The organism is Paenibacillus glucanolyticus (assembly GCF_037333485.1).
Lineage (GTDB): Bacteria > Bacillota > Bacilli > Paenibacillales > Paenibacillaceae > Paenibacillus_AQ > Paenibacillus_AQ glucanolyticus.
The window spans coordinates 6104150-6129774 of sequence record NZ_CP147845.1; the positions used below are offsets into that span (position 1 = coordinate 6104150).

Annotated in this window: 17 protein-coding genes; 1 reads left to right on the forward strand and 16 read right to left on the reverse strand. The window is 51.8% G+C overall.

Annotation, left to right across the window (positions count from 1 at the left end; all coding sequences use genetic code 11):
• Window positions 1–269: 269 nt before the first annotated feature.
• The 16 genes from WDY75_RS28230 to WDY75_RS28305 all read right to left on the reverse strand — a co-directional run bounded on the left by WDY75_RS28230 (window position 270) and on the right by WDY75_RS28305 (window position 23197).
• Window positions 270–989: a glycerophosphodiester phosphodiesterase family protein gene (locus tag WDY75_RS28230; RefSeq protein WP_036643981.1), complete on the reverse strand. Its 720-nt coding sequence runs from the start codon at window positions 987–989 to the stop codon at window positions 270–272.
• On the reverse strand, window positions 950–1795 hold the full coding sequence (locus WDY75_RS28235; protein WP_006207858.1) for an HAD family hydrolase: 846 nt from the start codon (window positions 1793–1795) through the stop codon (window positions 950–952). The genes WDY75_RS28230 and WDY75_RS28235 overlap by 40 nt, the downstream gene beginning before the upstream one ends.
• A gap of 84 nt (window positions 1796–1879) precedes the next feature.
• Window positions 1880–2740, reverse strand: coding sequence for a carbohydrate ABC transporter permease (locus WDY75_RS28240; RefSeq protein ID WP_036643985.1), 861 nt, complete (start codon window positions 2738–2740; stop codon window positions 1880–1882).
• On the reverse strand, window positions 2730–3686 hold the full coding sequence (locus WDY75_RS28245; protein ID WP_040680186.1) for an ABC transporter permease subunit: 957 nt from the start codon (window positions 3684–3686) through the stop codon (window positions 2730–2732). Before WDY75_RS28245 ends, WDY75_RS28240 begins: the two co-directional genes overlap by 11 nt.
• Window positions 3686–5023: an ABC transporter substrate-binding protein gene (locus WDY75_RS28250; protein WP_063478436.1), complete on the reverse strand. Its 1338-nt coding sequence runs from the start codon at window positions 5021–5023 to the stop codon at window positions 3686–3688. The genes WDY75_RS28245 and WDY75_RS28250 overlap by 1 nt, the downstream gene beginning before the upstream one ends.
• A gap of 298 nt (window positions 5024–5321) precedes the next feature.
• Window positions 5322–5876 carry a glycerol-3-phosphate responsive antiterminator gene (locus tag WDY75_RS28255; protein ID WP_006207853.1) on the reverse strand — a complete coding sequence of 185 codons (555 nt, stop codon included), beginning with the start codon at window positions 5874–5876 and terminating at the stop codon, window positions 5322–5324.
• Window positions 5877–6438: 562 nt separating this feature from the next.
• Window positions 6439–10308, reverse strand: coding sequence for a discoidin domain-containing protein (locus WDY75_RS28260; RefSeq protein WP_063478435.1), 3870 nt, complete (start codon window positions 10306–10308; stop codon window positions 6439–6441).
• Between the two features lie 559 nt (window positions 10309–10867).
• Complete coding sequence (locus WDY75_RS28265; RefSeq protein ID WP_063478434.1) at window positions 10868–11338, reverse strand: DinB family protein; 471 nt, start codon at window positions 11336–11338, stop codon at window positions 10868–10870.
• Between the two features lie 150 nt (window positions 11339–11488).
• The gene (locus tag WDY75_RS28270) at window positions 11489–13561 is read right to left on the reverse strand and encodes an amylo-alpha-1,6-glucosidase (RefSeq protein ID WP_063478433.1); all 2073 of its coding nucleotides are present in this window, start codon (window positions 13559–13561) and stop codon (window positions 11489–11491) included.
• Window positions 13562–13586: 25 nt separating this feature from the next.
• Window positions 13587–15716, reverse strand: a complete 2130-nt coding sequence (locus WDY75_RS28275; RefSeq protein ID WP_063478432.1) for a glycoside hydrolase family 3 N-terminal domain-containing protein — start codon at window positions 15714–15716, stop codon at window positions 13587–13589.
• A 26-nt stretch (window positions 15717–15742) separates the two neighbouring features.
• Window positions 15743–16567: a carbohydrate ABC transporter permease gene (locus WDY75_RS28280; RefSeq protein ID WP_063478431.1), complete on the reverse strand. Its 825-nt coding sequence runs from the start codon at window positions 16565–16567 to the stop codon at window positions 15743–15745.
• A 5-nt stretch (window positions 16568–16572) separates the two neighbouring features.
• Entirely contained in the window at window positions 16573–17517 is a 945-nt protein-coding gene (locus WDY75_RS28285) for a carbohydrate ABC transporter permease (RefSeq protein WP_063478430.1), read from the reverse strand.
• A gap of 95 nt (window positions 17518–17612) precedes the next feature.
• Entirely contained in the window at window positions 17613–18860 is a 1248-nt protein-coding gene (locus WDY75_RS28290) for an ABC transporter substrate-binding protein (protein WP_006207846.1), read from the reverse strand.
• A 173-nt stretch (window positions 18861–19033) separates the two neighbouring features.
• Complete coding sequence (locus WDY75_RS28295) at window positions 19034–20590, reverse strand: response regulator (protein WP_063478429.1); 1557 nt, start codon at window positions 20588–20590, stop codon at window positions 19034–19036.
• Between the two features lie 6 nt (window positions 20591–20596).
• Window positions 20597–22399 carry a sensor histidine kinase gene (locus tag WDY75_RS28300; RefSeq protein ID WP_063478428.1) on the reverse strand — a complete coding sequence of 601 codons (1803 nt, stop codon included), beginning with the start codon at window positions 22397–22399 and terminating at the stop codon, window positions 20597–20599.
• 54 nt (window positions 22400–22453) lie between these two features.
• A complete protein-coding gene (locus WDY75_RS28305; RefSeq protein ID WP_006207843.1) occupies window positions 22454–23197 on the reverse strand; it encodes a helix-turn-helix domain-containing protein in 744 nt (247 codons plus the stop codon).
• A 111-nt stretch (window positions 23198–23308) separates the two neighbouring features.
• Here WDY75_RS28305 and WDY75_RS28310 point away from each other — a divergent pair, with 111 nt between their 5' ends.
• Window positions 23309–25594, forward strand: a complete 2286-nt coding sequence (locus WDY75_RS28310; protein WP_063478427.1) for a glycoside hydrolase family 65 protein — start codon at window positions 23309–23311, stop codon at window positions 25592–25594.
• Window positions 25595–25625 lie beyond the last annotated feature (31 nt).

The window sequence follows — 25625 nt, forward strand, 5'->3', positions numbered from 1 at the left end:
TCCTGGGATTATGCGAATACACATCAGTAATTAGGACGCTCAAGAGTTAGGATTTTCAAGACCCTTATGGGTTATCGAAATAACTAGAAAAAGGATCTGCCCCATTATGAAATGCCGGGACAGATCCTTTTCATTCTATGTTCATGCCGATCTCCATCAACCCGCAAGCCGGACATCATCGGAAGGATAGAATTACACTGATGTACTGAACTCGAATGATGCGAGTGCCTGTTATCCGTCACTCCAACTGCCGTTGCCTCTTTTGAGTTTCACGCGTTCTGGGCAATCTTCTCTTGGTATACCTTGGCCCAGCCCTCCAAATTGTTCGTCACGATCAACAATTCCGGATATTGGGCAAGCGTCTCCAGAGCTGCTTCATCATCCGGTGTCCAGACAATGAGCTGGATGTTCCGCTTGCGTGCTTCCTCCATGAACTTCGGGGTCACATAAACGTATTTTACGGATACATACCGGGCCCCGATCGCTTCCAGATACGGAAAAACGGAAGGGGTCGCCCCGTATATAACCAGGCCCAGCTCAATGTCCGGATCAAGCGCACGTGCCCGTTCAACGGAATAATGATCGAAGGAGGTCAGGAAGACCTGCTTCTCCATACCCGTTTCCTTGATCACGTTGATGACCTTCTCCTCCAGCCCCGGATAGGTATCGCCCATCTGCTTCAGCTCAATGTCCACGATCATCCGATCCTTGGCAAAACGCAGCGCCTCCTCCAGCGTTGGAATGACCTCTCCCTGTCCTGCGTCCAGCTTGCGTATTTCCTCTAGCGTGAAGGCGTTGATCGCTCCTGTACCGTTGGTTGTCCGGTTTACCGTCGGGTCGTGTATCACAACGGGCACGCCGTCCTTCGTCAGCTGGACATCCAGCTCCAGATGCGAGAAGCCAAGCTCCAGCGCTTTTTGAAAACCGAGCATCGTATTCTCCGGATATTTTAGCGGATATCCTCTATGGGCCAGTCCCCGTACTTCCATATTCCCTTCCCTCCATGTACAAATCGATTGATGGCTTCGATCACGCCTTCGCCATAAGATGCCTGACTTACGTAATCGGATGCCATTTGAAGCTCTATAGGACTGTTCGCTACCGATACTCCAATCCCTGCCAGCTGCAGCATGGACAGATCATTCATCTGATTGCCTATCGCCATGATCCGCCCCGCTTCGATCCCAAGCGTGCGGGATAGACGCTGCAGCATAAATCCTTTGCTGACTTGTCCCGAGACAAGCTCCACGTAGTCAGCCTCGGACTGAAACGGAGAAACGGCATGGCGGTGGACGCTTTCCCACCGGTCCCACACCGTGTTGAATGCGAGCAGATTCCCGATTAATATCACTTTCTCCAGCTCCCCCGCCGTCCAGCGGGAAGATCGGGCAGATATCACGGAGCAGGATACGCGCTCCTTATGCTCATAGGCTTCGATCTCTTCGGTGCGTGCAAAGGTCTGGATTTCGTGCTCGCGGAATAACAACACGCTCAGTCCCATCAGGTGGAAGTCCAGCAGCATATCAGCGATGTTCTTTACGGACAAACAGTATCGTTCCAGGACGCGCCCGCCTTCTGCGAGCACGGCTCCATTGCTCAGAATGACGGGGATATCGATTCCCAGTTCCTGAATCACAGGCATCGCAGTCCGATACGGTCGTCCCGTTGCTACCGTGAACAGGCCGCCTTCCTTTACATATTGCCGGATAGTCCCTGCTACATGTTCACTTAACGAATGATCGGGTGACAATAACGTACCGTCTAAATCGCTTACGATCAGGCGAATGTCTCTCAAGAATATGTCCTCCTCGGTAACGGTGCCAAGGGATGCAGGCTTTCTCCGTCAACTCCGCCTAATCTCTTAACGAATAAAATGAGGTTATTTAAATGTTGAATTCGCCATGGCGGCTACAATATGCTTCTGCATGACCGTAAACACCAGCACGATCGGGATAATAGCCATGACGCTGGACGCCATAATAACATTGAAGAACATCGCTTCATTGCCGGCAATGGAATCCCGCAGCATGGCAATACCTACCGTAAGCACGCGCATATCGTTGTCGTTGGTCATGATGAGCGGCCAGAAATACGAGTTCCAGGACGAGATGAAGATTAAGACGCCCATGGTGACAATCGTTGGCATTGCCATCCGAAACAACAGCTTATACAGAATCGAGAACCTTCCGGCTCCATCCACGCGCGCTGCTTCCAGCACGTCATTGTTGATGGATTTGAAGGCCTGCCTAAGCAGGAATATCGCGTAAGCAGAAGCTCCATGAGGCACGATGAGCGCCCAGAAGGTGTCCAGCCAATCCAGCTTGGACATCATGACGTACACCGGAACGAAAATGACCTGCTCCGGCACGATCAGTGCAGCCAGAACCAGTAAGAACAGAGCGTCCCGTCCCCAGAATTGCCCCTTCGCAAAAGCATATGCCGCCATCAGCGCCACATTCAGCTGCAAAATAATCGTTCCTACCGCCATCAGCAGCGTATTACTGAAGAACCGCGCATAAGGGATCACCCGGAAGGCCTCGGCAAAGTTCTGCCAGGCAAAGGTTTCCGGCCAGAATGTAGGAACGGCCATCCGCATCTCAGACTGCGTCTTGAGCGCACTGATCAGCAGCCAATACACCGGAAAGAACATGACAAGCGTTACCATGACGGCTCCGATGATGCGAAGCGTCATCATGGTCTTGCGGTTCTTGGCTGACCCGGCCATATAATTATCCTTCATAGTGCACCTTCTTCCTGCTGACCACCCATTGAACCAATGTTAACAGCAGTATGATAACGAACAGAATCATGACAAGCGCAGAGGCTCTTCCTGTCTTGAATTCATCGAAAGCCATCGTATAGATCCAGTACACAATAGCGTTTGTGGCCTTGAGCGGACCGCCGTCTGTCATTACGTCAATTGACTGGAACACCTGCATGGAGGAAATAAAACTGGTAATGACAAGAAACAGGGTCATCGGCGACAAGAGTGGCAGTGTAATATTGCGGAACTGCCGAAGCTTGCTGGCCCCATCAATCGAAGCCGCCTCGTAATACTCCGCCGGAATCCCCCGCATGCCTGCAATAAAGAGGATCATCGCGAAGCCCACGCCCTTCCATACCGAAACGGCAACCAATGCCGGTAATGCCGTGGAGGGATTGGTCAGCCATTGGACAGGGTCCATGCCAAACCAGGATACAACGGAATTCAGAAGCCCGTATTGTCCGTTGTATATCCAGGTGAATACCATGGCTGCAACCACCATCGACACGTAATATGGCATGAAGATGACACCGCGCATGAAGCCGAACAGACGTGACGAGGACACATTGAGGAGCAGCGCCAGCAGCAGCCCGATCACAAGCGTGAATACAACGTCCATCAAGGTGTACAGGAACGTGACCTTCAGGGACTGATAGAAATCCGCGCTGCCCAGAAGACGCGTATAGTTATCAACGCCTACGAACTTTTTCACGGGACGAGTCATATTCCAATTCGTGAAGCTGATGTAGACGGAATAGCCCAGCGGATAATACAGGAACACGCCCATGAACAGCAGCGCCGGGACCGCGAATGAAAAGTCCTTCCACTTCTCCATTAACGTATGAGACATCCGTTTAGAGACCGAAGCGGTCGCCCGATTGGACGCCGCCTTAGTCACTTGTTTATTGGTCTCCATAGGCATCACTCATAGTCAGCCAGAATATCGTTGATCTTCTTGGCCGCATCCTGCATAAGTGGTGTCGGATCTTTTTTGTTCAGCACCATTTCCCCTACAACTTCTTTGTACACTTCACTGAATTCAGGATAAGCCGGGTGCTGCATACGCGGTGTCACTTCATCAAAATGCTCGTAAACCGATCGGTATTGCGGCCATCTTTCGAAATATTGATCGCCTTCCTCCGACTCGATCGCGGATTTTCTTGTAGGCAGGTATCCAACGGATTCGGCCCATTTAATGTTCTGCTCAGCTGAAGTCATGAACTCGATGAATTTCCATGCTGCTTCTTTCTCCAGATCCTTGGCACCTTCCATCATGACGATACCTGCGCCGCCAATGTTGGAGGTACGGACTTTATCACCAGGAATGAAGGATACGCCGACTTCGAAGTCTGCATTCTCGCGGTACATCTTCAACATCGCGGAAGTGTGCTGTACCATGGCGATTTCACCGTTCAGGAACATTTGCCGCATATTGTCGGAAGCTCCTTTACCGAAGCCCATATGCATACTGCCGTCATTTTGCCATTTGTAGAAATTCTGAAGGTAGCGGAGGGAATCCTCGTTCTCGACAGCGGAAGCACTCAGGTCCTCCGTCAGGATTTGTCCGCCGCCGTTAATGTTCCAAGGGTCATAGTACCACGTATCCCAACCTGGAACCGAGAAGGCATAGCGAGTCGTTTTGTCGCCTTCCTTTTTTGTTACCTTTGCATTGAAATCCTCAATCTCATCCCATTTCGCAGGAGGCTCCACGCCCAGCTCGTCCAGCATCGTTTTGTTGTAGACGAACACGCTGGTGCTGACAATCAGCGGGAATCCGAATTGCTTGCCGTTGTAGGCATAGGCGTTCAGCATCCCTTGAGCAAAATCGTCCATCTTCACTTCATCGCGCTTGATCCATGGACCCAGGTCGGCAAATACGCCGCTGTCCGCAAAGTTCGCGAGGGACGATACCTCCACATTGGTCACGGCCGGTACATTATTCGCAGCTACGGCAGCCGACAGTTTCTTGTGAAGGTCAGGATAACCGCCTTGGAACACCGGTTCTACCGTAATATGAGGATACTTCTTCTGAAACTCTGCAATCATGTAATTCAAGCCTTCAAGCTGGGCATCCGCGTGGGCATGCCAGTATTGGATTTTGACAGGTGTTGTATCGTTCTTCATATCCATTGAAGCGGCTTCCACATCATCCAGCGAAACCTCGCCTCCAGCACTTTCACTTCCACCGCCGCCTCCGCATGCCGTGGTGATGACCATAAATATGGTCAGTAACGTCAACAACCATGATTTCTTTTTCATTGATGATCTCTAGCCCCTTTCGAATCAACTTCTTCTGAATAATGGCTTGTCTATCCACACTTCATCCATCCCAATGCCAGCCCTGCGGCACATGGACCCTCAGGAATGAGGAAAGCTCCTCATCCAATCAACCCTTCTATCCCTTAAAAAGCGCACAAAAATAGAGACGTCAAAAGAGCGCAACCTAAGAGCCACCACCTCCTATAAAAGCTAAAGTAGCTGCTACTCGGGTTATCTCATCGTCTCCACCCCTAGCAAATATGTAATTGTAGTATATCCATTAATCCTACAGGACGCTTTATTTCCAAAAGCGCGCATCACCCGTAGATACGAGATCTGCACCGTTAGCCAGTGCCTCATCGATTTCTTCTTCGCTTCGTAAAAAACCTCCCACAATTAGCGGACAGTGAATTTCCTTCTTCAGGTCGCGGATCACGCGGGGCATAAGTCCCGGCATCAGCTCCACCTCGTCCGGACGCGCTTGTCCGATCATCTTCACGGCGGTTCTTAAAGCTGTCGTATCAATGGCAAACACACGCTGTATCGAGCTGATGCCTGCTTGCCGCGCTGCTGCCACCGTATTGGTCTTCGTGGTAATGATCCCATCGATCCGATACGAATCCGCCAAATACTGCACAGCCGAATTGTCACGACCAATCCCGCTTACCATTTCCAAATGAACAAACACTTTTTTGCCTGAGGAGTGCAGCCGACTTACGATATCCCTTAGTTTCATGATGTCACCTGTCATCAGGTTCACCCGTTCCACCGCGCTGCTCACAGCCGCATCGATCTGTTCAAGCTTGGTAATCGAAGCGATCACGGGAAGACGGCTTCTCTTCTGATCTGTCATAAGTGCGTGTCCCCCTTTACCGAACACTCACTATGATAAAGCGATAGGATCATGTGAGTATTAACGATGTGTAAAATATGTGTTAACGACGCTCGCTGCACACAATCCACACGTCATGAATGCGCTTTCCATTTAGCTGATAACAGATTTTACTATATGCCTGGTTTGGTAGGTTCCCTCCTAGACTTAGGATCATTTTCGATTCAGCGAACATGGGGAGAACGCTTTCAGAATAGCTCGATCAGCTATTTAATATCTATCATAGTGGAATGATTTAGCTAGAGTCTATAGCGAATATTGTATTAATTTGTCGAATTTAAAAGAATGTGAGCTGAATGTAATAAATATCATGGCGCTTTGTAAAAAGAACGTCAACTCCGTTTGCAATCGTCCCTGGTTATGGGGCATATAGAAGGGCAGATCGTGCCACGGAGATCGCACAGGATGGAAACAGGCCGCCCGAGGGTATCGGACGACCTGCCAATCCATGCTTCCATGCGCCTGTTTCAGGCGCTTAACCGTTTGGTCTGCAAAATGCGCTGACTGCTCTACACCTTGGGGATTACGGATTCACCTGAATCGTAAACGTCGAGGTGTTATTCTTGATCGGCGTTACGGTATCGGTGATCTTCAGGTTATTAAAGATCACACTGCCCACGGCCGGACCTTGGTTCGGCTCCGGCATTTCGTTAGCCCAGATTCCTACGCCGGACTTCGCGTCAAATGCGTCGCCGCTCTTTTTCGCACCGGAGATCGTAATGTTCGTAAAGATCGTATCCTTGACCGGGTTCTGCGGCTGCCCGCCAACATAATTGGTCTGGAACATGATGCCGTGGTAAGTCGGATCGATAATGTCCACGTCCGTTACCCGAATGCCCTGGAACACCTTTGAGGCTGAGAACAGCCACATTGCCGGAAAGGTCTGCTGGTTCCAGAAATGGCCGCCCGCACGGACAATCGAGATATTCTCGAATTGGGTCGGCGGCGATGCGCCGAAGCCGTTCATCGGGTATCCGAAATCCAGCGAGCTGATCGTGACGCCGGAATAACAGAGCGTATCCGCAATGTAGATATTACGAAACGTATTGCCGTATCCTCCATATACCGCAAGGCCCGCCGCACGCCAGGTCAGCAGCGAAGTCAGATTCTCGTAGACGTTATCCTTCTCGTCTGCCCCTCCCGCATCAATCGCGGAGAACAGAGCAAAGCTGTCATCCCCTGTTGCCCGTGCTTCAATGTTGCTCACGAGATTGTTCGTGCTGCCGTTGGTCATGTTGATCCCATCAGCAAACACGTTGCGGATCCGGGAGTTGGTAATTTTCATGTAATCCGTATTGGCGCCCCAATACATGCACACTTGGTGCTCCACCCAGATGTTATCGATCGTCATGTTCGCAACGTTCGAGAAATCGAACACTTTACCCGGTCCGTCGATCCGGGAGGTGTAATTGCCAAAGTATGCAAAGTTCGCGAAGGTGGAGCCGTTCGCCGTTGCATTGATGGAAAATCCGATATCGGTATTGTTCTGTGACGATGGGCCGGTAAAGCGAGTAAACCATGGGCCCGCACCAACGATTTTCACCGGTTTGCCGTAAACCTGGAACTTATTCGATGTCTGATAGGTTCCGGCCGGGAGATAGACGCCGACCAGATTCCCCGTTGTATCCATGCGGAATTTATCCAAAGCATTCTGCACGTCCTGATGCGTAAAACCTGCGGGAACGACATATTTAGCCGGGTCCGGATTCGGGATTAATGTCACCTGCTCCAGGTTGATAAAATCAATGGCGTACTGGCTTGTGTTGGCTGCATCCTTCTGCAGGCGGATTTTGCTTCCCTTCGGGATGGTGGTATCAAACATGATGTTGGCCTCGTCGTATATGTGACGCGGTGCTCCTGCAGATGGGCTGTTGCTTGGATTGGCCTCATCGCCATAGAGCCATGCATATTTGGAAGTGAGATTGATGGTCTTGGTAAAGACACCATCCACATAGACGTTCAGGGTGGCATCGATCCCTCCGCCGCCAGGCGCATCCGGAATCGAGAAGCGCGTAACCAGACTATTCGTGCTGGCTTTCGTCGTGAACTCTACGAAGCTGCCTGTTGAATGGAGTGTGACCGCCTTCCGGCCGGATGCTTCACCGGCAATATCCCCGATGTTGCGGTTCGGCCCGACCACAGCCGCTCCGCCGCCAACGACGGCATCCTCGGCCTCATACATGTCATAAGGCATATTCGCCCCCCGTCCGATAAAGAGCGGACTTGTTGCGATGTTGTTAGCTTGCTTCACCGGCAGCTCATTGGCATCCACGGCCACCTCGGTCTTCACGTTGTACTTGCCGTTGGCCGCCGTCCAACTGCCTACGTTCACCGGCTGAGCCGAAGCCCCGCTGGCGATGACGCCATTCACCGTGCCTGTAAAGGTCTGAATGACGTTGTTTGTATTCGCATCGCTCAGGGTCACCTTAATGCCGTGGGCACCTCCAGCGGACGCGGCCGTACCCTGGTTCTTCACCGTAACGGTGAAATTCACACTGTTTCCGGCAGCCGGATTGCCCGGTGACCAACTGGTCGCTGCCACCAGGTCGGAGCTTTGAACAGGGCTGATGACCATGGATGTCGGATGCGTATAGCTGTTATTGGCTTCGTTCTGCTCCATGACGGCATTGTTCTCATCCACCTTGGCCGTGAGTTGATATGTTCCCGCCTCCTTGGCACCGAGATTCAAGGTCACGTTAGCCGAAGCACCGGCTGCGAGTCCCGCCACATTCGAAGTACCGAGCTTGGTATTGCCATGGTAGAAATTGACGGTTGTTGCCCCGGAAGAGAGGGTCCCGATGTTCTTCACTACAGCCGTTAATACAATGCTGTCGGTTTCCACCGGGTTCACCGGTGTCCAGGACATTCCCGTAATGGTCAAGTCCGGATTGGAAGCAGGCGTGCCGATAACTTGAAACTCGGCAATCTGTCCTCCCGATGAACCCGTATTGGCCGTGATCCTCAGCTCCACGGCATTCACTTTGGCAGTAACCGGAATGGTCACCGTATTGCCCGTGGCCGGGTTAAAGGTATACTGCGCAGCGGATACCAGATTTGTGAAGGCGTTACTGTTCTGATCATGGCCCAGCACCTGAATTGTCTGCGCCCGCGTTCCCCATTGGCTATCCGGATTCAGCTTCAGCACAACCGACGAAATGTCCGCGTTGGAGCCTAAATCAACGGTCAGCGTATGCGGATAACGGTTGGCACTGCCTTCCCAATACGTGCTCAAGCTGCCATCATTGGCATTGGAAGCAGCATAAATGTACTCGTTCGAGGAAGCCGTGATCGGCTTGTTCAGCGCCAGATTGGTTCCGTTGCCTCCGCCGCCGCTGCCTGTGCGGGTCACCGTGTTGCTGGCGGCAGATACATTACCGGCTGCGTCTTTGGCCTTCACATAGTAACTGACCGTGGCGGCAGCAGGCTGATTATCCGTATACGTCAGCACATTGCCGGCTACGCTTGCCCGCACTGCCTGATTGGCGTATATATCGTACCCCGTTACGCCGACATTGTCCGCTGATGCCGACCAGGTCAGCTTAATTTGGCCTGAAGCTGGCTCAGTATAAGCGAGGTTGCCCGGGGCAGTCGGTGCCTCTGTATCCCCGGCCGGTGCCTGGCCGTACACTTCGAACTCGGAAATCTGACCGGCTGGCCATGCGGTATTGGCGGTGAAAAGCAGCCGTACATATCGCGCCGATTGCGCGGTCAGATTGATCGTAACCTTATTGCCGTCTGCCGGATTAAATGTATAGGCAGCGGAAGAAGACAGGTTGTTGAACGCTGAGCCGTTGCTGCTGCCTTGTACGGTCAACGTCTGAGATCTCGTCTCCCACCCGTTCGCAGGCAGCTTCAATATCACTTTGTTGACACTGTAGGAGCTGCCCAGATCCACCTGAAGCCACTGAGGAAAGGCGTTGTTGCTGCTCTCCCAGTAGGTAGCCTGGTTAGAATCATTGGCATTCCCGGCAGCATAGGTCTGGTTATAGGAGCTGGCCGTCATATTCTTGCCAGCCGCCAGATTGCCTGGCTCCGCTGCGATTACGGCATCCTCGGCTGCTGGCGCTTTGGCGTCTTCGCCGGATGCAGGTGCTTTACCTCCTTCGGACCCGCCGCCCGGGGTGCCTTCATCGCCTGAGCCATCTCCTGGCACCTCCTCATGACCGGAGCCGGGCCGGCCTCCGCCCGGTTGATCCATAGCGGGTTCCCCCGCCGCCGGATCGCCATCCCATTGCTGCCCATCTCCAATCTGAACGGCTGGATGCGAATCGGTATGGGATCCCTCAGCAAAGCCCGGGTCAGGCACCATGATCAGCTGTGTCCATATCAGCATCAATACGAGTAAACTCATGACAGCAGGTTTGATTCTATTCATCAACCTTCTGGATTTCATGATCCAACCTCCTGATATCAAATGTTTTCCTTGTGTACGTTGCATACGTTAGTCTCGTCTTCCCGGCCGCATGCCGGAAGAAATAAGTATGCGCTTACAACTATGTTCCGTTCGTGCCGATCACCTCCCTTGAACTCCTATGTTCCTATGTGCCCTGTGTTGGTCAACCGCCGCCGCTATCCTCCCCATCACGCCCCCAGCACGAATAACCCTGTTGGATCACCCGAACATAGGCAAAATCTCGCGCACTGGCAGTTTATAAGGAAGAATGCAATAAACATAATGAGAGGGTATGCTGGTTCAGGTGCTGCTGCAAAAACAGAAACATCATGACGCCGTGCGTAAACCTGCGGGAAGCTTAACGATGGGTGGCAAACATATTCCATGCTGTGTCATTACTATAAAGGATTTCCAGATCGATTGACGATGCGCGATCGTATGTTTTTTAGGTGGATTTCTATGCGAGGAAGGAAAGGAGTTTTAATATGGTCAGGTCAGAAAAAAGGCCGGACAAGAACGCCCCCTTATCCGGCCCGGATGGATCTCCTCCATCCCATGGCTATTCGAATAACGGGACCTTCGGGTCCTTTCCGTTACAGTGAACCAGCATCGCATGCAGCTGTCCCCGGTGGTGGTACACATGACCCAGTATTTCAAGCAGCCATTCGTACCTCGAATAGGTGACGCCCCAGTAGGACGTCATCTCATGATGAAGCTCTTCTTCCGTCATCTCTCTGAACGCCTGTTCCAGATACGAATAGTTGCTTAACAATTCAGCCTGTATATCCTTCAGGTTATGAATCGATACACCTGCATAATAGGCGCTCATCTCCTCCTGCGCAGCTCCTTGTGATATGTGGAAATCGGCCCGGCAGATGACGGCGATATGCTTGAGCAATTCCCCGACAGAATGTTTGTCCTCGGTCGGCTTAACGAGCAAATCCGCTTCATCGAGCTTGTCGATTATCGCCACGATGGATACAACGGCAACTTCAATCTGATGTAATGCATATGTACAATAGGAATTCATAGTTTCTCTCCCATCCGGTATGTATACAACAATCCATTCAAACTCACTCCACTATTATAGAACATACGTTCCTCTAATTTCAACCAAAAACAACCTGACCCTTAAGTATTAAGAGTCAGGTTGTTCGTGCACACAGAATCTGATAAAAGATCAATCCACAAGATTGAATCCGGTTGTATTCTCAAGTACTTGGACTTTAAACGTGCTGCTGCCGGCTTCCCGTACGACGAATACGGACAGATGCCCGTTTCCGATGGCAATCCGCTCGGCCTTCAGCTCATTCATCCCTTCCGGAAGGAACGGAGACAACGCAATTTCCTTCCTCGCTGCATTCGGATACAATCCGAGCATCGCCTGCAGGAAGGCAATCGAGGTTCCCGCTGCCCATGCCTGCGGCGAACAGGTTGTCGGGTATGGAACCGGATAACCGAGCTTCGCATCATGTCCGCAGAACAGCTCCGGCAGACGCTGGTACTCAAAATGCGCCGAAGCCTGCAGCAGGCCGGAGATGACCTTACCCGCCTCATCCTTGAATCCCTGCTTGCCAAGTCCCAGCAGGATCATGGCATTATCATGCGGCCATACACTCCCGTTGTGATAACTCATCGGATAGTATCCCGTGGAGTCTGTGCTCATCGTGCGGATTCCATATCCGTTAAACATGTCGCTTCTGAGCATCCGCTTGGATTGGGCTTTCGCCCGGCTCTCTTCCGGCAGCCCGCTCATAAGCAGATGCCCGGGATTCGAGGATACGCTGCGCACCTGACGGAGATCCTTATCCAGTGCGATGGCATAACACATCTCATCCTCCATCCAGAAGGCCGATTCGAATCGAGCCCGAAGCTCCGCGGCTTCCGTCTCCAGCCTGCGGGCCCGTTCCGGCTCGCCTAACTCTGCAAAAACGGGCACCAGCGATGCCTTGGCTTGATACACATAGCCCTGGACCTCCGACAGTGCGATCGGAGATTCCGCATACTCCCCATTCTCATGGATGATCGAGTTGGCGGAATCCTTCCAGCCCTGGTTCGGGAAGCCTTTCTCGGCTTCCTGCTTGTAAGCCATGAAGCCGGAGCCCGCTTCAAGCGAGGCGTCGATGTAATCCAATGCCCGCAGCATGTTTGGCTTCAATTCCTCCGCCAAGGAAAGATCGCCTGTCCAGCGGTAATACTCGCCGATCAGCGCCAGAAACAGCGGTGTGGAATCGATGGTACCGTAATACGGCGAGAAGGGCGATTGATTCGTCGTGACAAGCTCTCCATAGCGAATCTCATGCATGATTTTGCCCGGCTGCTCATCCCGCCAAGGGTCCGTCTTCTCGCCTTGATAAGCTGCCAGCGTTCTCAAGGTCCCCTTGGCATGCTGCGGGTTCACCGGAAGCATGAACAGGGCCGTGATCAAGCTGTCCCTGCCGAATGGAACCGCGAACCACGGCAGCCCCGCGACTGTTGTATCGCCGAAGCCCACATCGGTCGTCAGCATGCGCAGATCCTGCAGCCCTCTCTGGTACAAGCCGCTGAACAGCGCGGAATCCGACTGCACCCGCGAGCTGTTTTCATACCACTCTTCATAGGAGGCCTCCAGTTTCTTCAGCCCCTCTTCATAGGTCAGCGGCTCCGCTGCGGGATGCTGCTCCGTCATCGGTGTGATACAGAAGGTAATGACCTTCTGTTCTTGAGGTTTCAGAGACAGCGGAAAGCTAACCGTGCCGGTCTGATCCGCCTGACCACCGTCTGCATCCCAGGAAATACGGGTCTGTCTTCTCAAGTTATCCGCTCCCATGTAAGCCAGCGTCATCTCCAGATCCCCTGTTCGAATTTCCTCCATCCTGCCAACTTCCCCGGTACGGTATTTACGAACCAGGAACATATCCTGAAAATCGGCGTCAAAGGAAACCGAGAACTCGAAATGGGAATCCCCAACAAAATAATTGGTCAGCGTGCAGCGCTCGTACAGGATGCCGCTGTAGATGAAGCGCTCACGATGTACTTCAACAGCCCCTTCATCCTTGGCCTCCTTCATCAGGCGGAAGGAAGCAACATAACTCTTGTCTCCGGCAGAGGACAACAGCGAAGGCTTCTCCCCATCGATGAATGCCTCCATTCGGCTCAAGAAGCGCGTATCCTTCGTATACAAACCATGGCCTTGATCATCTCCCAGGACGATATCTCCGTTAAGCCCGGTCAGAAAGAACAAATCTCCTTCCTTAATAACACGGTAGTCCATGTATGAATCCCCCTTCTATTCCGGTTTATTTAACAACCGCGAACTCAGCCTGCAGCCCCTCTTCCGAATGCGGTCCGACCCAGACATGGAACTTCCCGGGCTCCACCGTAAAGTCCAGCCTCTCATCCAAGAGCCCAAGTTCCTCCCGTCCCAGCGTAAAATGCACCGTCTGGCTCTCTCCGGGTGCAAGCTGCACCTTGCGGAATCCCTTCAGCTCTTTGACCGGCCGGGTCGAGCTTGCAACCAGGTCGCGGATGTACAGCTGAACAGTTTCCTCGCCAGCCCTCTGGCCGGTATTCGTTACGTTCACGGTAAGATGCACGGCTTCATCCCGGCTGATCTGATGCCGGTCCAGCATCATGTCCGTATACTCAAACGTTGTATAACTCAGGCCATATCCGAACGGATACAGCGGAGAATCGTCGCAATCGATATAATCCTCGTACAGATGAGGACGTCCGGTATTCTTCCGGTTGTAATACATCGGAATTTGGCCCGTGGCGCGCGGAACGGTAACCGGGAGGCGGCCGCTCGGGTTATGCGCTCCAGTCAGCACATCCACGAGTGCGTACCCTGTCGTTGTTCCAAGGTGCCATGCTTCCACCACAGCATCGGCAAACTCGTGCAGCCACGGAGCAGCAAGAGGGCGTCCATTCATCAGCACCACCACAACCGGCGTGTCGGTCTGACGCTTCAGTTCCTGAATCAGAGACTCCTGGCAGGATGGAAGCGTAATGGAGGTGACGTTGTAATGCTCGCCCGTCATGGCTTCGGATTCGCCCACAACGACAACCGCAACATCGCACTGCTTGGCAAGCTCGACAGCCCGCTTCACTCCGCCATCCAGCTCCTCCAGAATGCCGCTGCCCGGCTCATAGAACACCTCGGCCTTCGGCGCGATTTCCGATTGGAACGCATCCCATACCGTGATCACGTCTTCATCGCGGCCTTTCCAGGCCCAGCAGCCCATCGAATTGTGGCGGTCATCCGCCAGCGGCCCAATTAACGCCAGCCTCTTGTGCTTGCCGGTATCCAGCGGTAAAATCCCGCTGTTATTCTGCAGCAGCACAATCGATTTCCGGGCGCTGTCCCTGGCCTGCTCCAGATGAGCAGCAGGAATGGCTTGCCCTTTCGGCGCATCTCCGTTCGCTTCAGCTTCCTCGCTCACATACGGATGCTCGAACAATCCGAGCCGGAATTTCACCTGTAATATGCGGAGCACCGCATCATCCAGTTGCTTGAGCAGCTCGGGATTGTCCTGGATCAATGCTTCCAGATGATCAAGATAGACACCGGCGTGCATGTCCATATCCACCCCCGCGTCCAGCCCCTTCAACGCGGAATCCTTCCGATCCTCGGCATAGCCATGGTAGATCAGCTCTTCGATCGACTCCCAATCGCTGACCACCATCCCGTCAAAGCCCCATTCCCCCTTCAATATATCCCGCAGGAGATAACGGCTTCCGGAAGCAGGAACGCCGTTCAGTTCACTGAAGGCACTCATCACGGATAGCGCTCCGGCCTGAATCCCTTGATAGAACGGGGGCAACACGGTTTCGCGCAGCGTCCGCTCCGACATGTCGGTTGTATCATAGTCCCTGCCGCCTTCAATCCAGCCGTACCCGGCAAAATGCTTCACGCATGCCGCTACCGTCGGATAACCGTCCTCATTCGGGCTTTGAAATCCTCTGACCTTCGCGGCAGCGGCCAGAGAGGACAGATAAACATCCTCCCCCGTGCTCTCCGCGATGCGACCCCACCGGGGGTCGCGCGTGATGTCAACCATCGGCGCGAAGGTCCAGCGAATCCCTTGCGCTGCGGCCTCTACGGCCGCAATGCGGGCGTTCTTCTCCATCCCTTCGGGATCCCAGCTGGCGGCCTCGCCCAGCGGAATCGGAAAGATGGTGCGGAAGCCATGAATGACGTCATCCCCAATCAGAAGCGGAATTCCGAGGCGGGTTTCCTCCACGGCCAGCCGCTGAAGCTCGTTGATCTTTTTCGGACCATGTACATTCAGCAATGACCCGATCTTGCCTTCGGCAACCAGCTTCAGCTCCGGCTCCTCACACCGGCCGTACTGAACTGTCTGACCAACCTTCTCCGTCAAGGTCATCTGCGCAAGAAGATCCTTCGCACGCCGTTCCACGTTATCCATCGCTAATCCCTCCCCATGCTCCTATATCAACCTTTGACACCGGCGTTCGAGATTCCCTCGATATATTGGCGCTGGAACAGGAAGAAGAACAGGATGATCGGCAGTGTGGATAGCACAACGCCCGCCATAATCATCGGTGTATTCTCAAAGAACATATCCTTCACACTGTTCAGGCCGACAACCAGCACATACATTTCCGGCGTGTTCGCAAGCGTACTCGGAACGAGATAACTGTTCCATGTTCCGGCAAAAGCAAGAATCGACATCGTAATCAGTGATGAACGGGCCAGTGGATACACGATCCGCCAGAAGGCGCCCATCTTCGTCAAGCCGTCCATCCGCGCTGCTTCCAGGAATTCATTCGGAACCGAGATGAAGAACTGCCGCAGCATGAAGATGTACAGACCTTGATACAGGAACGGCACCGTTAACCCCCAGAACGTGTTCAGCCATCCGAGCTGCGCCACGTTCACGTAAACCGGGATCAGGATCATATGGTACGGCACCATCATGGTGGCAACAACGATCCAGTAGATCAGGCCTTTGCCCTTGAAATTCAGCTTGGCCAGTGCAAAGCCTGCCATCGGGTTAATGATCAGGTTCCCGATCACGACAGCGCCGGTCATAATCACAGTGTTCAGAAACCATCTCGGCACATTATAAGCATCATTCGTAAAGAAGATTTTAAAGTTCTCGAACGTCCAGTTGGCCGGCGATGTCAAGGTGTTGACATGGCGCATCGGAATGATGGACGTATAGAGGGTATAGAGAAATGGAAGGACGAACAAGAGCCCAAGGATAATCGTGCCGATGTACAAAAACGGCCGACCATTATTCGTACGGGTCAACATTACGCTCACTCCTTCTCATCCAAGAATTTTTTTTGCAGATACGTAATCAACATGATGATCATGAAGAACAGTACCACCGCCGCGCTGCCGTAACCGATGTTCATGTATCGAATCCCGTGCTGGTAGAAATACGTCACCACCGTGCTGGTAGCGCCAGCTGGCGAACCGAGTGCGCCATAACGGGAAATCGCCGCAATCTGATCATAAATCTGGAACCCGGCAATGGTGGATACCGACACGATAAAGAAGGTGATCGGCTTCAGGTACGGCACCGTAATGTAGCGGAACTTGTTCCATTTGGACGCCCCGTCGATTTCACCTGCCTCGTACAGATCCTTCGGAATCTCCTGCAGGCCCGACAAGTACACGATCATGGTAAAGCCGGCTTGCTGGAAAATAAACAGGATACATACAAACAAGAGCGCATAGCTTGTATCCGCAAACCAGGTCACATTCCCGAAACCCAAAGCTCCGAAAAACTCCGTCAAAAAGGTCCCCTGCTTAAAGAGCATCATGAACACGGTTGTGATTGCGATTTGCGAGGTGATATATGGAATGAAGAATACCGTGCGGAATATCCCTTTGCCCTTCAGCTTCTGATTGACCAGGATGGCCAGAAGCAGACCGAGCAGCGTCTGTATCGGAATTGAGATGACAACGATTTCCAGGGAATGAAGCAGCGCCTGGAAGAACTCTTTATCTTGAAGGATCGTCACATAGTTTTCCAGACCGATGAATTTGGCCTGGTCCAAGGCGGCAAAATTCGCATCCTGAAAGCTTCTTACAAATGACTGGATAAATGGATATAGAAACCACCACGCCCACAAAATCAAAAAGGGCAGTGAAAACAACCAGCCCAGCGTCTTGTCGGAGTCTGCCAACGAACGGAACCAAGACTGTCTAATCCTGCTCCCTTTCAAATCAGCTTGCTTGCTGCTGTAATCGGACATGAGTTATCCCCCGCTCCCTTACTCAAATTCTAATAGGTGAACAAAGGCTCCCGCTCCCCTGAGAACAAGGAGCGGGAGCGGGTGTTGCCTTTTTCTTATTTGAACTGGCCTTGAATGTCATCGAGAATTTGCTGAGCCGTTTTACCGGAGCCGCCCAGAATCAAACCTTCCAATTCTTTAACGAGTTCATCCGTGAAACGCTTGGTATCCGTCGGATAACCATAGTCTGTGCTGTACTCCAGCGCAGGCTGCAGCGCCTTGAATTCAGGGTTTTTCTCGAAATACTGCTCGGACAACGAGGATACCGCCGGATTAAAGCCGAGCTCCATGAATGCGGTTTGCGTATCGTCATTGGTCATATAATAAGCAGCTTTCAGCGCAGCTTCTTTGTTCTTCGCGTCTTTCAGTACCATGTAAGCATCCGAGCTCATGGTGCTTCCGTTAGTTGTTCCTTTAGGAACCGGAATGGCTACCATTTTCAGATCCGGATTCGCATCCTTCAGGTAACCCTTGTACCAGTAGCCACCCGTACTCATTGCGCCCTGCTCATTGCTGAACACTTCGCCATCCCAGCCGAAGCCGAGTGATTTCGGTGTTACAGCAAGTCCTTCGTCATACATATCGATGATCATTTCCAGCGCCTTCACGTTCTCTGGCGAGTTGATGGTCTCACCGTTGCCCCAGCCGCCGCCGAAGCTCTTCACGTAGTTCGTGATATGGAAGGCATCCAGGTTCACGATAATGCCCTTCACATTGCCTTTGTTCAGCACTTTTGCCGCTTCGATCACTTCATCCCAAGTCGTCGGGTACTCGCCGAGACCGGCATCTTTCCACATCTGCTCGTTAATGAAGAACATCGCCGGCATATCGCTGTTCGGCACGCCGTATTGCTTGCCGTCCACGTTCCAAATTTTCTTCGACGCATCCGGGAAACGGCTCATGTCAACGCCAGCCGCTTGAACCAGTTCATCGATTGGCGAGAACAACCCTTTGTTGATGTATTCGTAAGCACCTTCATTGGACATCTTAATGAAATCAGGCGCAACGCCGGCAGCGATTTCGCCCGGCAGCGTGTTCCAGAATTGCTCACTGCTCGGATATTGTTTAATTTTGAGTTCAAGCTCCGGATATTGCTCGGAGATGGTGTCTGCTGCTTTCTGGTAAATCTCCAAATCCTGTGCCGTACCCCAGAATCCGAAATTCACCGTCACTTTTTCTCCTGCATCTCCAGATCCGTTATCTGTATTGTCAGCGCTTTTATTGCCGCCACAAGCGGTCAACCCAACAACAAGAGCCAGGCACAACACCAGCATGGCAGAAAACTTCCTGTTCACTTTACCCATGATGCTACCCCCTACATTTCTTTTCGTTTTAACTTGCACCTTAATCATAAAGAGCGAGGGCAATAAAAAAAATTAATCAAATGATGATTAATTTTTTAAAATTGACTATTTTTTTATTAATAGATTGTGCGGTAAGATCATTTTTATTAAAAATCATACTTTCTTTTCGATTATCACACTTCTTCTTTCCTATACTGTTTAGGAGAAAAGCCTGTGTATTTCTGAAATACAATCGCAAAATGGGCCTGATTATTAAACCCTACCATCTCGGCAACGTCATAAATTTTGTAGCGGTAGTTCTTAAGCAGCACCTTCGCCTTCTCGATCCGAAGCTCGTTGATATAATCGAACAGTCCTTGACCGACCTCCTGTTTAAAAAGCCGGCTGACGTAATTCGGACTGACATGAAACAGCTCCCCGAACAGCTTCAGCGAGAGGCTCTCCGCATAATGTTCCTCCGTGTACTCCATAATATTGCGCGTGAGCTGGCTGTATCCCTTAAACCCCAGATCGTGGCGATGCTTAAACCGTGCTTCGAACAGGGTCCGGTATGCAGCGGACAGCTGTTGAAAATCATGGATTCCCTCCAAGCCTGCAACTTCTTCCTGCACGGCTCCGCTTGGCTTGCCGCCGCTTTCCCCGATCATAAACTTCAAGCCTTCATACACTTTGCGGACATCCTTCTCTTCCATGCACTCTTCTTGCTCCAGAAACTTCTCCCACGTGGATAGCAGCTCGAGAAACCGGTCATTCGCTTCTTCCCTGAGCGCAGACTTCATCTGGCTCAAATAGACATCCGCCTGCTGATAAACGCTCTCGCTCTTCTGTCTCAGATGCTGATAATAAAATATCGAAGTCTCCGGGTGGTAAAATTGCTGGGACAAGGCTCTGCCTGCTTGCTCATAACCCATGGAAATGCCGTCAAAATCAGCAAACCAATCGCTAATGCCCAGCACGATGTCAATATTCACAAAGCGCTTTAGCGCCGAGCTGATCATCTGAACCATTTTATTGACGCGGGTCAACGATGCCAGCAGACTTTTCAATTCGCTGTTGCTTATAAATACGGCATATAGCTGCTCATTCAGCCGAAGAAACTCCACTTCCTTCTCCGTCGATAGAATCTCGCCTACTACGTTCTGAACCGTATTAGGCAGGATCGATTCCGTTTCTTTGGTGTACCTCTTGATGACCGCTTGATAATCCTTGATTTTGAAGAGAACGACATACATATTGCCCTCTTTCAACCCGGTCTCTGCTGACAGGTCATGGACGTTCCCGTGAAGCGCGTCATATAGAATCTGTTCCTTCCGGCTGCCGGGTGCATTCGCTCCGGTTCGGGCCGGAGCCTGCTGACTTCCAAACTGCTCCCGAATGCTCTTCAGCATCGCCGTCAGCTCGCGCTCATTCATGTCCGGCTTATGGAAGTAATCGAAGGCCCCTAACTTCAGAGCTTCCTTCACATACGTTATGTCGTCGAAGCTGCTCAGCACGACGGCTTGAACCGGCAGCTGCCGCTCCTTCATTGCCCGCAGCACTTCGATTCCGTCCATCTTCGGCATCTTGATATCCAGCAGCACCACGTCCGGTACCGTTTCCGTTATCATGCGCAGCGCTTCTTCGCCGTCGCCCGCTTCACCGACAATGTCCACACCCTGGGCCTCCCAGTCGATGGCCGATTTGATACCGATGCGCACGAGCGGTTCGTCATCTACGATTAGTATTCGCACTTGCTATCACCCTGCTTCTTCTGTGATGATCGGAACCCGAATCCAGGCCACCGTTCCGCCATGCTCTCCGCTCTTGATCCACAGGCCGTACTCCGGTCCAAAATGAAGAGATATCCGGTTCCTTATATTGTTTAGTCCGATCGAGTTGAAGGTATCTCGAGGACCTTCCTGCTCCTGCTTGGCTTGTCCGCCCTCCGGAAAACCGCGACCGTTATCACTTACTTTCATAATCAATGTTTCTTCTTCCTCATATATGGATATCACCAGCATCCCTTTATAATCGATACCTTCGAAACCGTGGAAGACTGCATTCTCCACCAGGGGCTGAAGCAAAAATTTCAACGTCCTATGATTCATTACGGCTGGTTCAACCTCATACGTAACATCGAATTTATTAAAATAGCGGAAATCGAGAATTTTCGTGTAATTCTCCATAAACTCGACTTCCTCTGCAATGGTCACATAGTTGCCCTCCTTCTTCACCGTAAACTTGATGACCGAAGAGAAGGCCTGCAGCGCTTCCTCAATGCCGGTGGCCCCCTGGATTTTGGCCATCCACTTGATCACGTTCAGCGTGTTATATATAAAATGCGGACGAATCTGGGATTGCAGCGCATTCATCTCCAGCGTCCGCTTCTCTTCTTCCTCCACATAGATCCGCTCAATCAAATCGCGGATTTCCTGCAGCATCTGGTCCACGGTATGGCTGATCACGCCGATCTCCCCATGCTGCCTCGTATCAAAGCTTACGTCAAGCTGACCTTGGGAGACAAGCTTCATCTTGCTGTTCAGTACCGACAGCGGCTTCATGATCGTGGTCGCGATGCGCGCCGAGATCAGAATGGACAGCACGAGCAGCAGAATCAAGGCGCCCATCAGGATGGCTACCATCAGGTACACAATGGAGAAGAGGTCTTTTTTCGGAATTACCGTAACCGCCTTCCAGTCGGCCATAGAAGAGGACGAAGATATCATGTACGTATCCCGATTAATCTGCGTATTGACTTCACCGTCAGCGTTATATTGAAAATCACTCCCCAGCACCTCGGCTGCCGGCAGCCCGATCTCCTCCGGATAAATGCTGTGCACGATATGATCCGCTTCATCAATCAGATAGAAATTCGTGTTCTCCGAAAATGCCGAATCGCTCCAGAGCGTCTTCAGTTTGTCCACCGAAATGTTAAACAGAATAAAGCCCAGATCTTCCTTTGTATAGGGGTCCATGATCGCTCGGCCGGCAGATACGACCGGAGTAGCCTTGGTGGACAGCAGTTTCTCCTGGTGGATGCCTACCGGAACGAAGCGCCCGTGGGCACCTCTGATCTTCTGGACAAAAGGCTCGCGCGTGAACTGCTGCTTGAAATAAGCGAAATTCATGTACTCCTTGTTGCTTCTGCCGATGATAGACTGGCTGTTCTCGTGGTAGATGACAACCGAGTCAATCAAATCGGAATACAGCATGACTCCGCTCTGGATCAAGCCGTTCACTTTATCGAAATCCCGCCCCCGCTCAAGCAATGGGTAGGTCACCTTGCCATAATCCTTGCGCATGATGGGATACACCGTGGAATCCTGGATCGGAAACATCGACAGCCGCAGCAGCGGCTGCAAGGAGGTATCGATATTCTTGATGATTTGTTTGTTGTTCTCCACGGCAGCATCAATCATCGTACCCCGATTATTCTCTACGTAGACCCACGATACAATCCCGCCGATCAGAATGAGCGGCACAATGATAAATGCGGAGAAAGCAACGATCAGTTTCTTCTCCAGACTGAGATGAAGCATTTTCTGCTTGAGTTTGTTCATGACATTCTCTCTCTTCTCGTTTCTCTCACTTCTCGTTGTTCGTTGAATCGTTCGTTATCGCGCCGTACCGCTGATTCGGAATTTTCTCGGGGTCATCCCCGTGAAATTCTTGAATAATTGCGTATAATAACTCTGGCTGCAGAACTTGAACGTAAACGCGATTTCGGAGATTGATTGGTTTGTATGGGTCAGCAAATGCTTGGATTCTTCAATCTTCCGCCGATTCATAAAGGTTGTAATGGATACACCCGTCTCCCGCTTAAAGCGATCGGACAGGTAGCTCGGGTGAACGTTTAAATATTTTGCAACCCGCTGTAAGGTCAGCTCCTCAAAAATATGCTCCCTGATGTAATATATCGCCAGATTCACAATATGCGAATAGGATACTTCTTCCTTCTCGGAGCGAATCATCGAAACAAACTGCACCAGCATTTCATATTCAAAATGAACCAGCCGCTCCACATCACTCATTTTCTCAATCTCAAGGATTAGCGTATCACTTAAATGAAAGGCTATCTCCGGGTCGACGCCGCCCTTGATGATCGCCCGGGTAAACAGGGTGCAAGACGCAATTAAGGCATTCTTCTTGGATCGAAGCGGATATGTCGCAAGCACGGCGGCCTCCAGCTCGTTAATCTTGCGCAGCATATCCATGGCCCTGTTCTCGTCCCCGAAGCGTATGGCCTCCATTAACTCGTGCTCGTAATCAAACGGAGGATGTATAAAATTCTCGCGCAGATAATGCATGCGGGAAGACAAATAAAAGGGATGATTTCCTGTGCGGGAAGGTTCCTTCATTATTTCTGCACCACCTAAAAATATTGATAAAAACCTTGATATTTTAGTATAACATAACCCCGTTTGGCTCTAAAATTCAAGCATAACCATGCTAGGAAGGAAGTGTAGACCATGACCTGGACAATTTCAAATCCTGAGTTGTCACAGCAAGCCTTGCTGAATATGGAAAGTATTTTTGCACTCGGAAACGGTTACTTGGGTGTACGTGGCAACTTCGAAGAAGGCTACGGAGAGGACATGTCCACCATTCGCGGAACTTACCTGAATGCTTTCCACGACGTTATTGAAATCCCTTACGGCGAGAAACTGTTCGCCTTTCCCGATACACAGCAAAAACTCGTTAACCATATTGATGCCCAATCGGTCCTGATCTATTTAGGCGATGAGAAAGAACCCTTCCGCCTGGATCACGGCACGATTATTTCGTTTGAACGCCGCTTGTTTATGGACAAGGGATATTCCGAACGAATCGTGCATTGGAGATCGCCCGAAGACAAAGAGATTAAGCTGACCTTCCGCCGCCTGGTGTCCTTTACGCACCGTGAGCTGTTCGCCCTCCATGTACGGATAGAGCCGGTCAATTACAACGGCCAGGTCCGCATCGTCTCTACGGTGAACGGCAAAGTGAAAAACTACACCAATCCCAATGATCCCCGGGTCGGCGCAGGACATGCGGAACGGATGACCGTCACCGAAACTGGCGTTAAGGGCAGCGATGCCTATGTCGTTGATGAAACGATGGCATCCAAGCTGCGTGCGGCTTGCGTTACCCGCCACCGCCTGGATGCCGATGCTGACGTTCAGCTTGAAAATGGAGCCGGTGAAGTCACCTACACGGCTACCCTTTCATTGACCGGACCGATCGGCTTTACGAAATACAATCTGTATACCGACAGTCTTCGTCACGGACAGGATATGATCGAGCGCGGGATTCAGCTGCAAGAGAGTTTGAAGGAGCTTTCCTTCGAGGATCTGCTTGCAGAGCAAACCGAATATTTAAATGACTACTGGAAGTCTGCGGATGTGGTGATTCAGAACGATGACCAGCTGCAGGAAGGCATCCGCTTCAACTTGTTCCAGCTGCTGCAGTCCGCAGGGCGGGACAAACACAGCAACATTTCCGCCAAAGGGCTCAGCGGCGAAGGATATGAAGGCCATTATTTCTGGGACACCGAAATTTACATGTTCCCGGTATTCCTGATGACGCAGCCGGACATCGCGCGCCAGCTGCTGCTGTACCGCTATTCCACACTGGAACAGGCGAGAGCGAGAGCTCGGGAAATGGGACACCGGCAAGGCGCTTTGTTCCCGTGGCGCACCATTTCCGGAACGGAGTGCTCCTCCTTTTTCCCTTCGGGCACGGCGCAGTATCATATCAGTGCAGATATCGCATACAGCTATATCCAGTACCATCTGGCCGAACAGGATCAGGATTTCCTCTTGTCTTACGGTGCCGAGGTACTGATCGAAACCGCCCGTCTCTGGGCCGATATCGGCCACTATTATAACGGGGCGTTCCATATTGATGAAGTTACCGGCCCGGATGAATATACCTGCTGCGTGAACAACAACTATTACACCAACGTCATGGCAAAACATAACTTGAAATGGGCTGCCAAGAGCTGCTCCATTCTGAAGTCCTATGATGCACATGGCTTCCAATCCCTGCGCGACCGACTTGGCGTTACCGAGGATGAAATCTCGGCTTGGGCGAAAGCCGCGGAAGCTATGCTGCTCCCGTATGATGAAGCCCTTGGCATTAACCCGCAGGATGACACGTTCCTCCGCAAAGCGGTATGGGATTTCGAGAACACGCCGGAGGACAAATATCCGCTGCTGCTGAATTACCATCCGCTAACGATTTACCGTTATCAGGTGTGTAAGCAAGCCGACACGGTTTTAGCGCACTTCCTGCTGGAAGACGAGCAAAGCTATGAAACGATTCAGCGTTCGTACGAATACTATGAAGGCATTACGACACATGACTCGTCCCTGTCCTCCTGCATCTTCAGCATCATGGCTTCGAAGATTGGCAGTATGGACAAGGCTTACGAATACTTCATCGAGACGGCGCGCCTGGACCTGGACAATACGCACGGCAACACAAAGGACGGTCTGCATATGGCCAACATGGGCGGTACCTGGATGTCCATCGTATACGGCTTTGCCGGCATGCGTCTGAAGGAGAGCGGGCTCTCCCTCTCCCCCGCCATTCCGAAGGATTGGGAGAAGTACGCATTCCGCCTGAACTTCCGCGGCCGCCTCATCGGCGTATCCATCGAGAAGGACGGCGTGACCCTGGAGATTGTGGAAGGCGATGCCATCGAGATCAAGCTGTACAACGAGGCCGTTACACTTAAAGCCGGACAACCGGTGCAAAAATCACTCGCCAAGTAGCTCCGGCCAGGTACAGCTCCGACAGATCCAT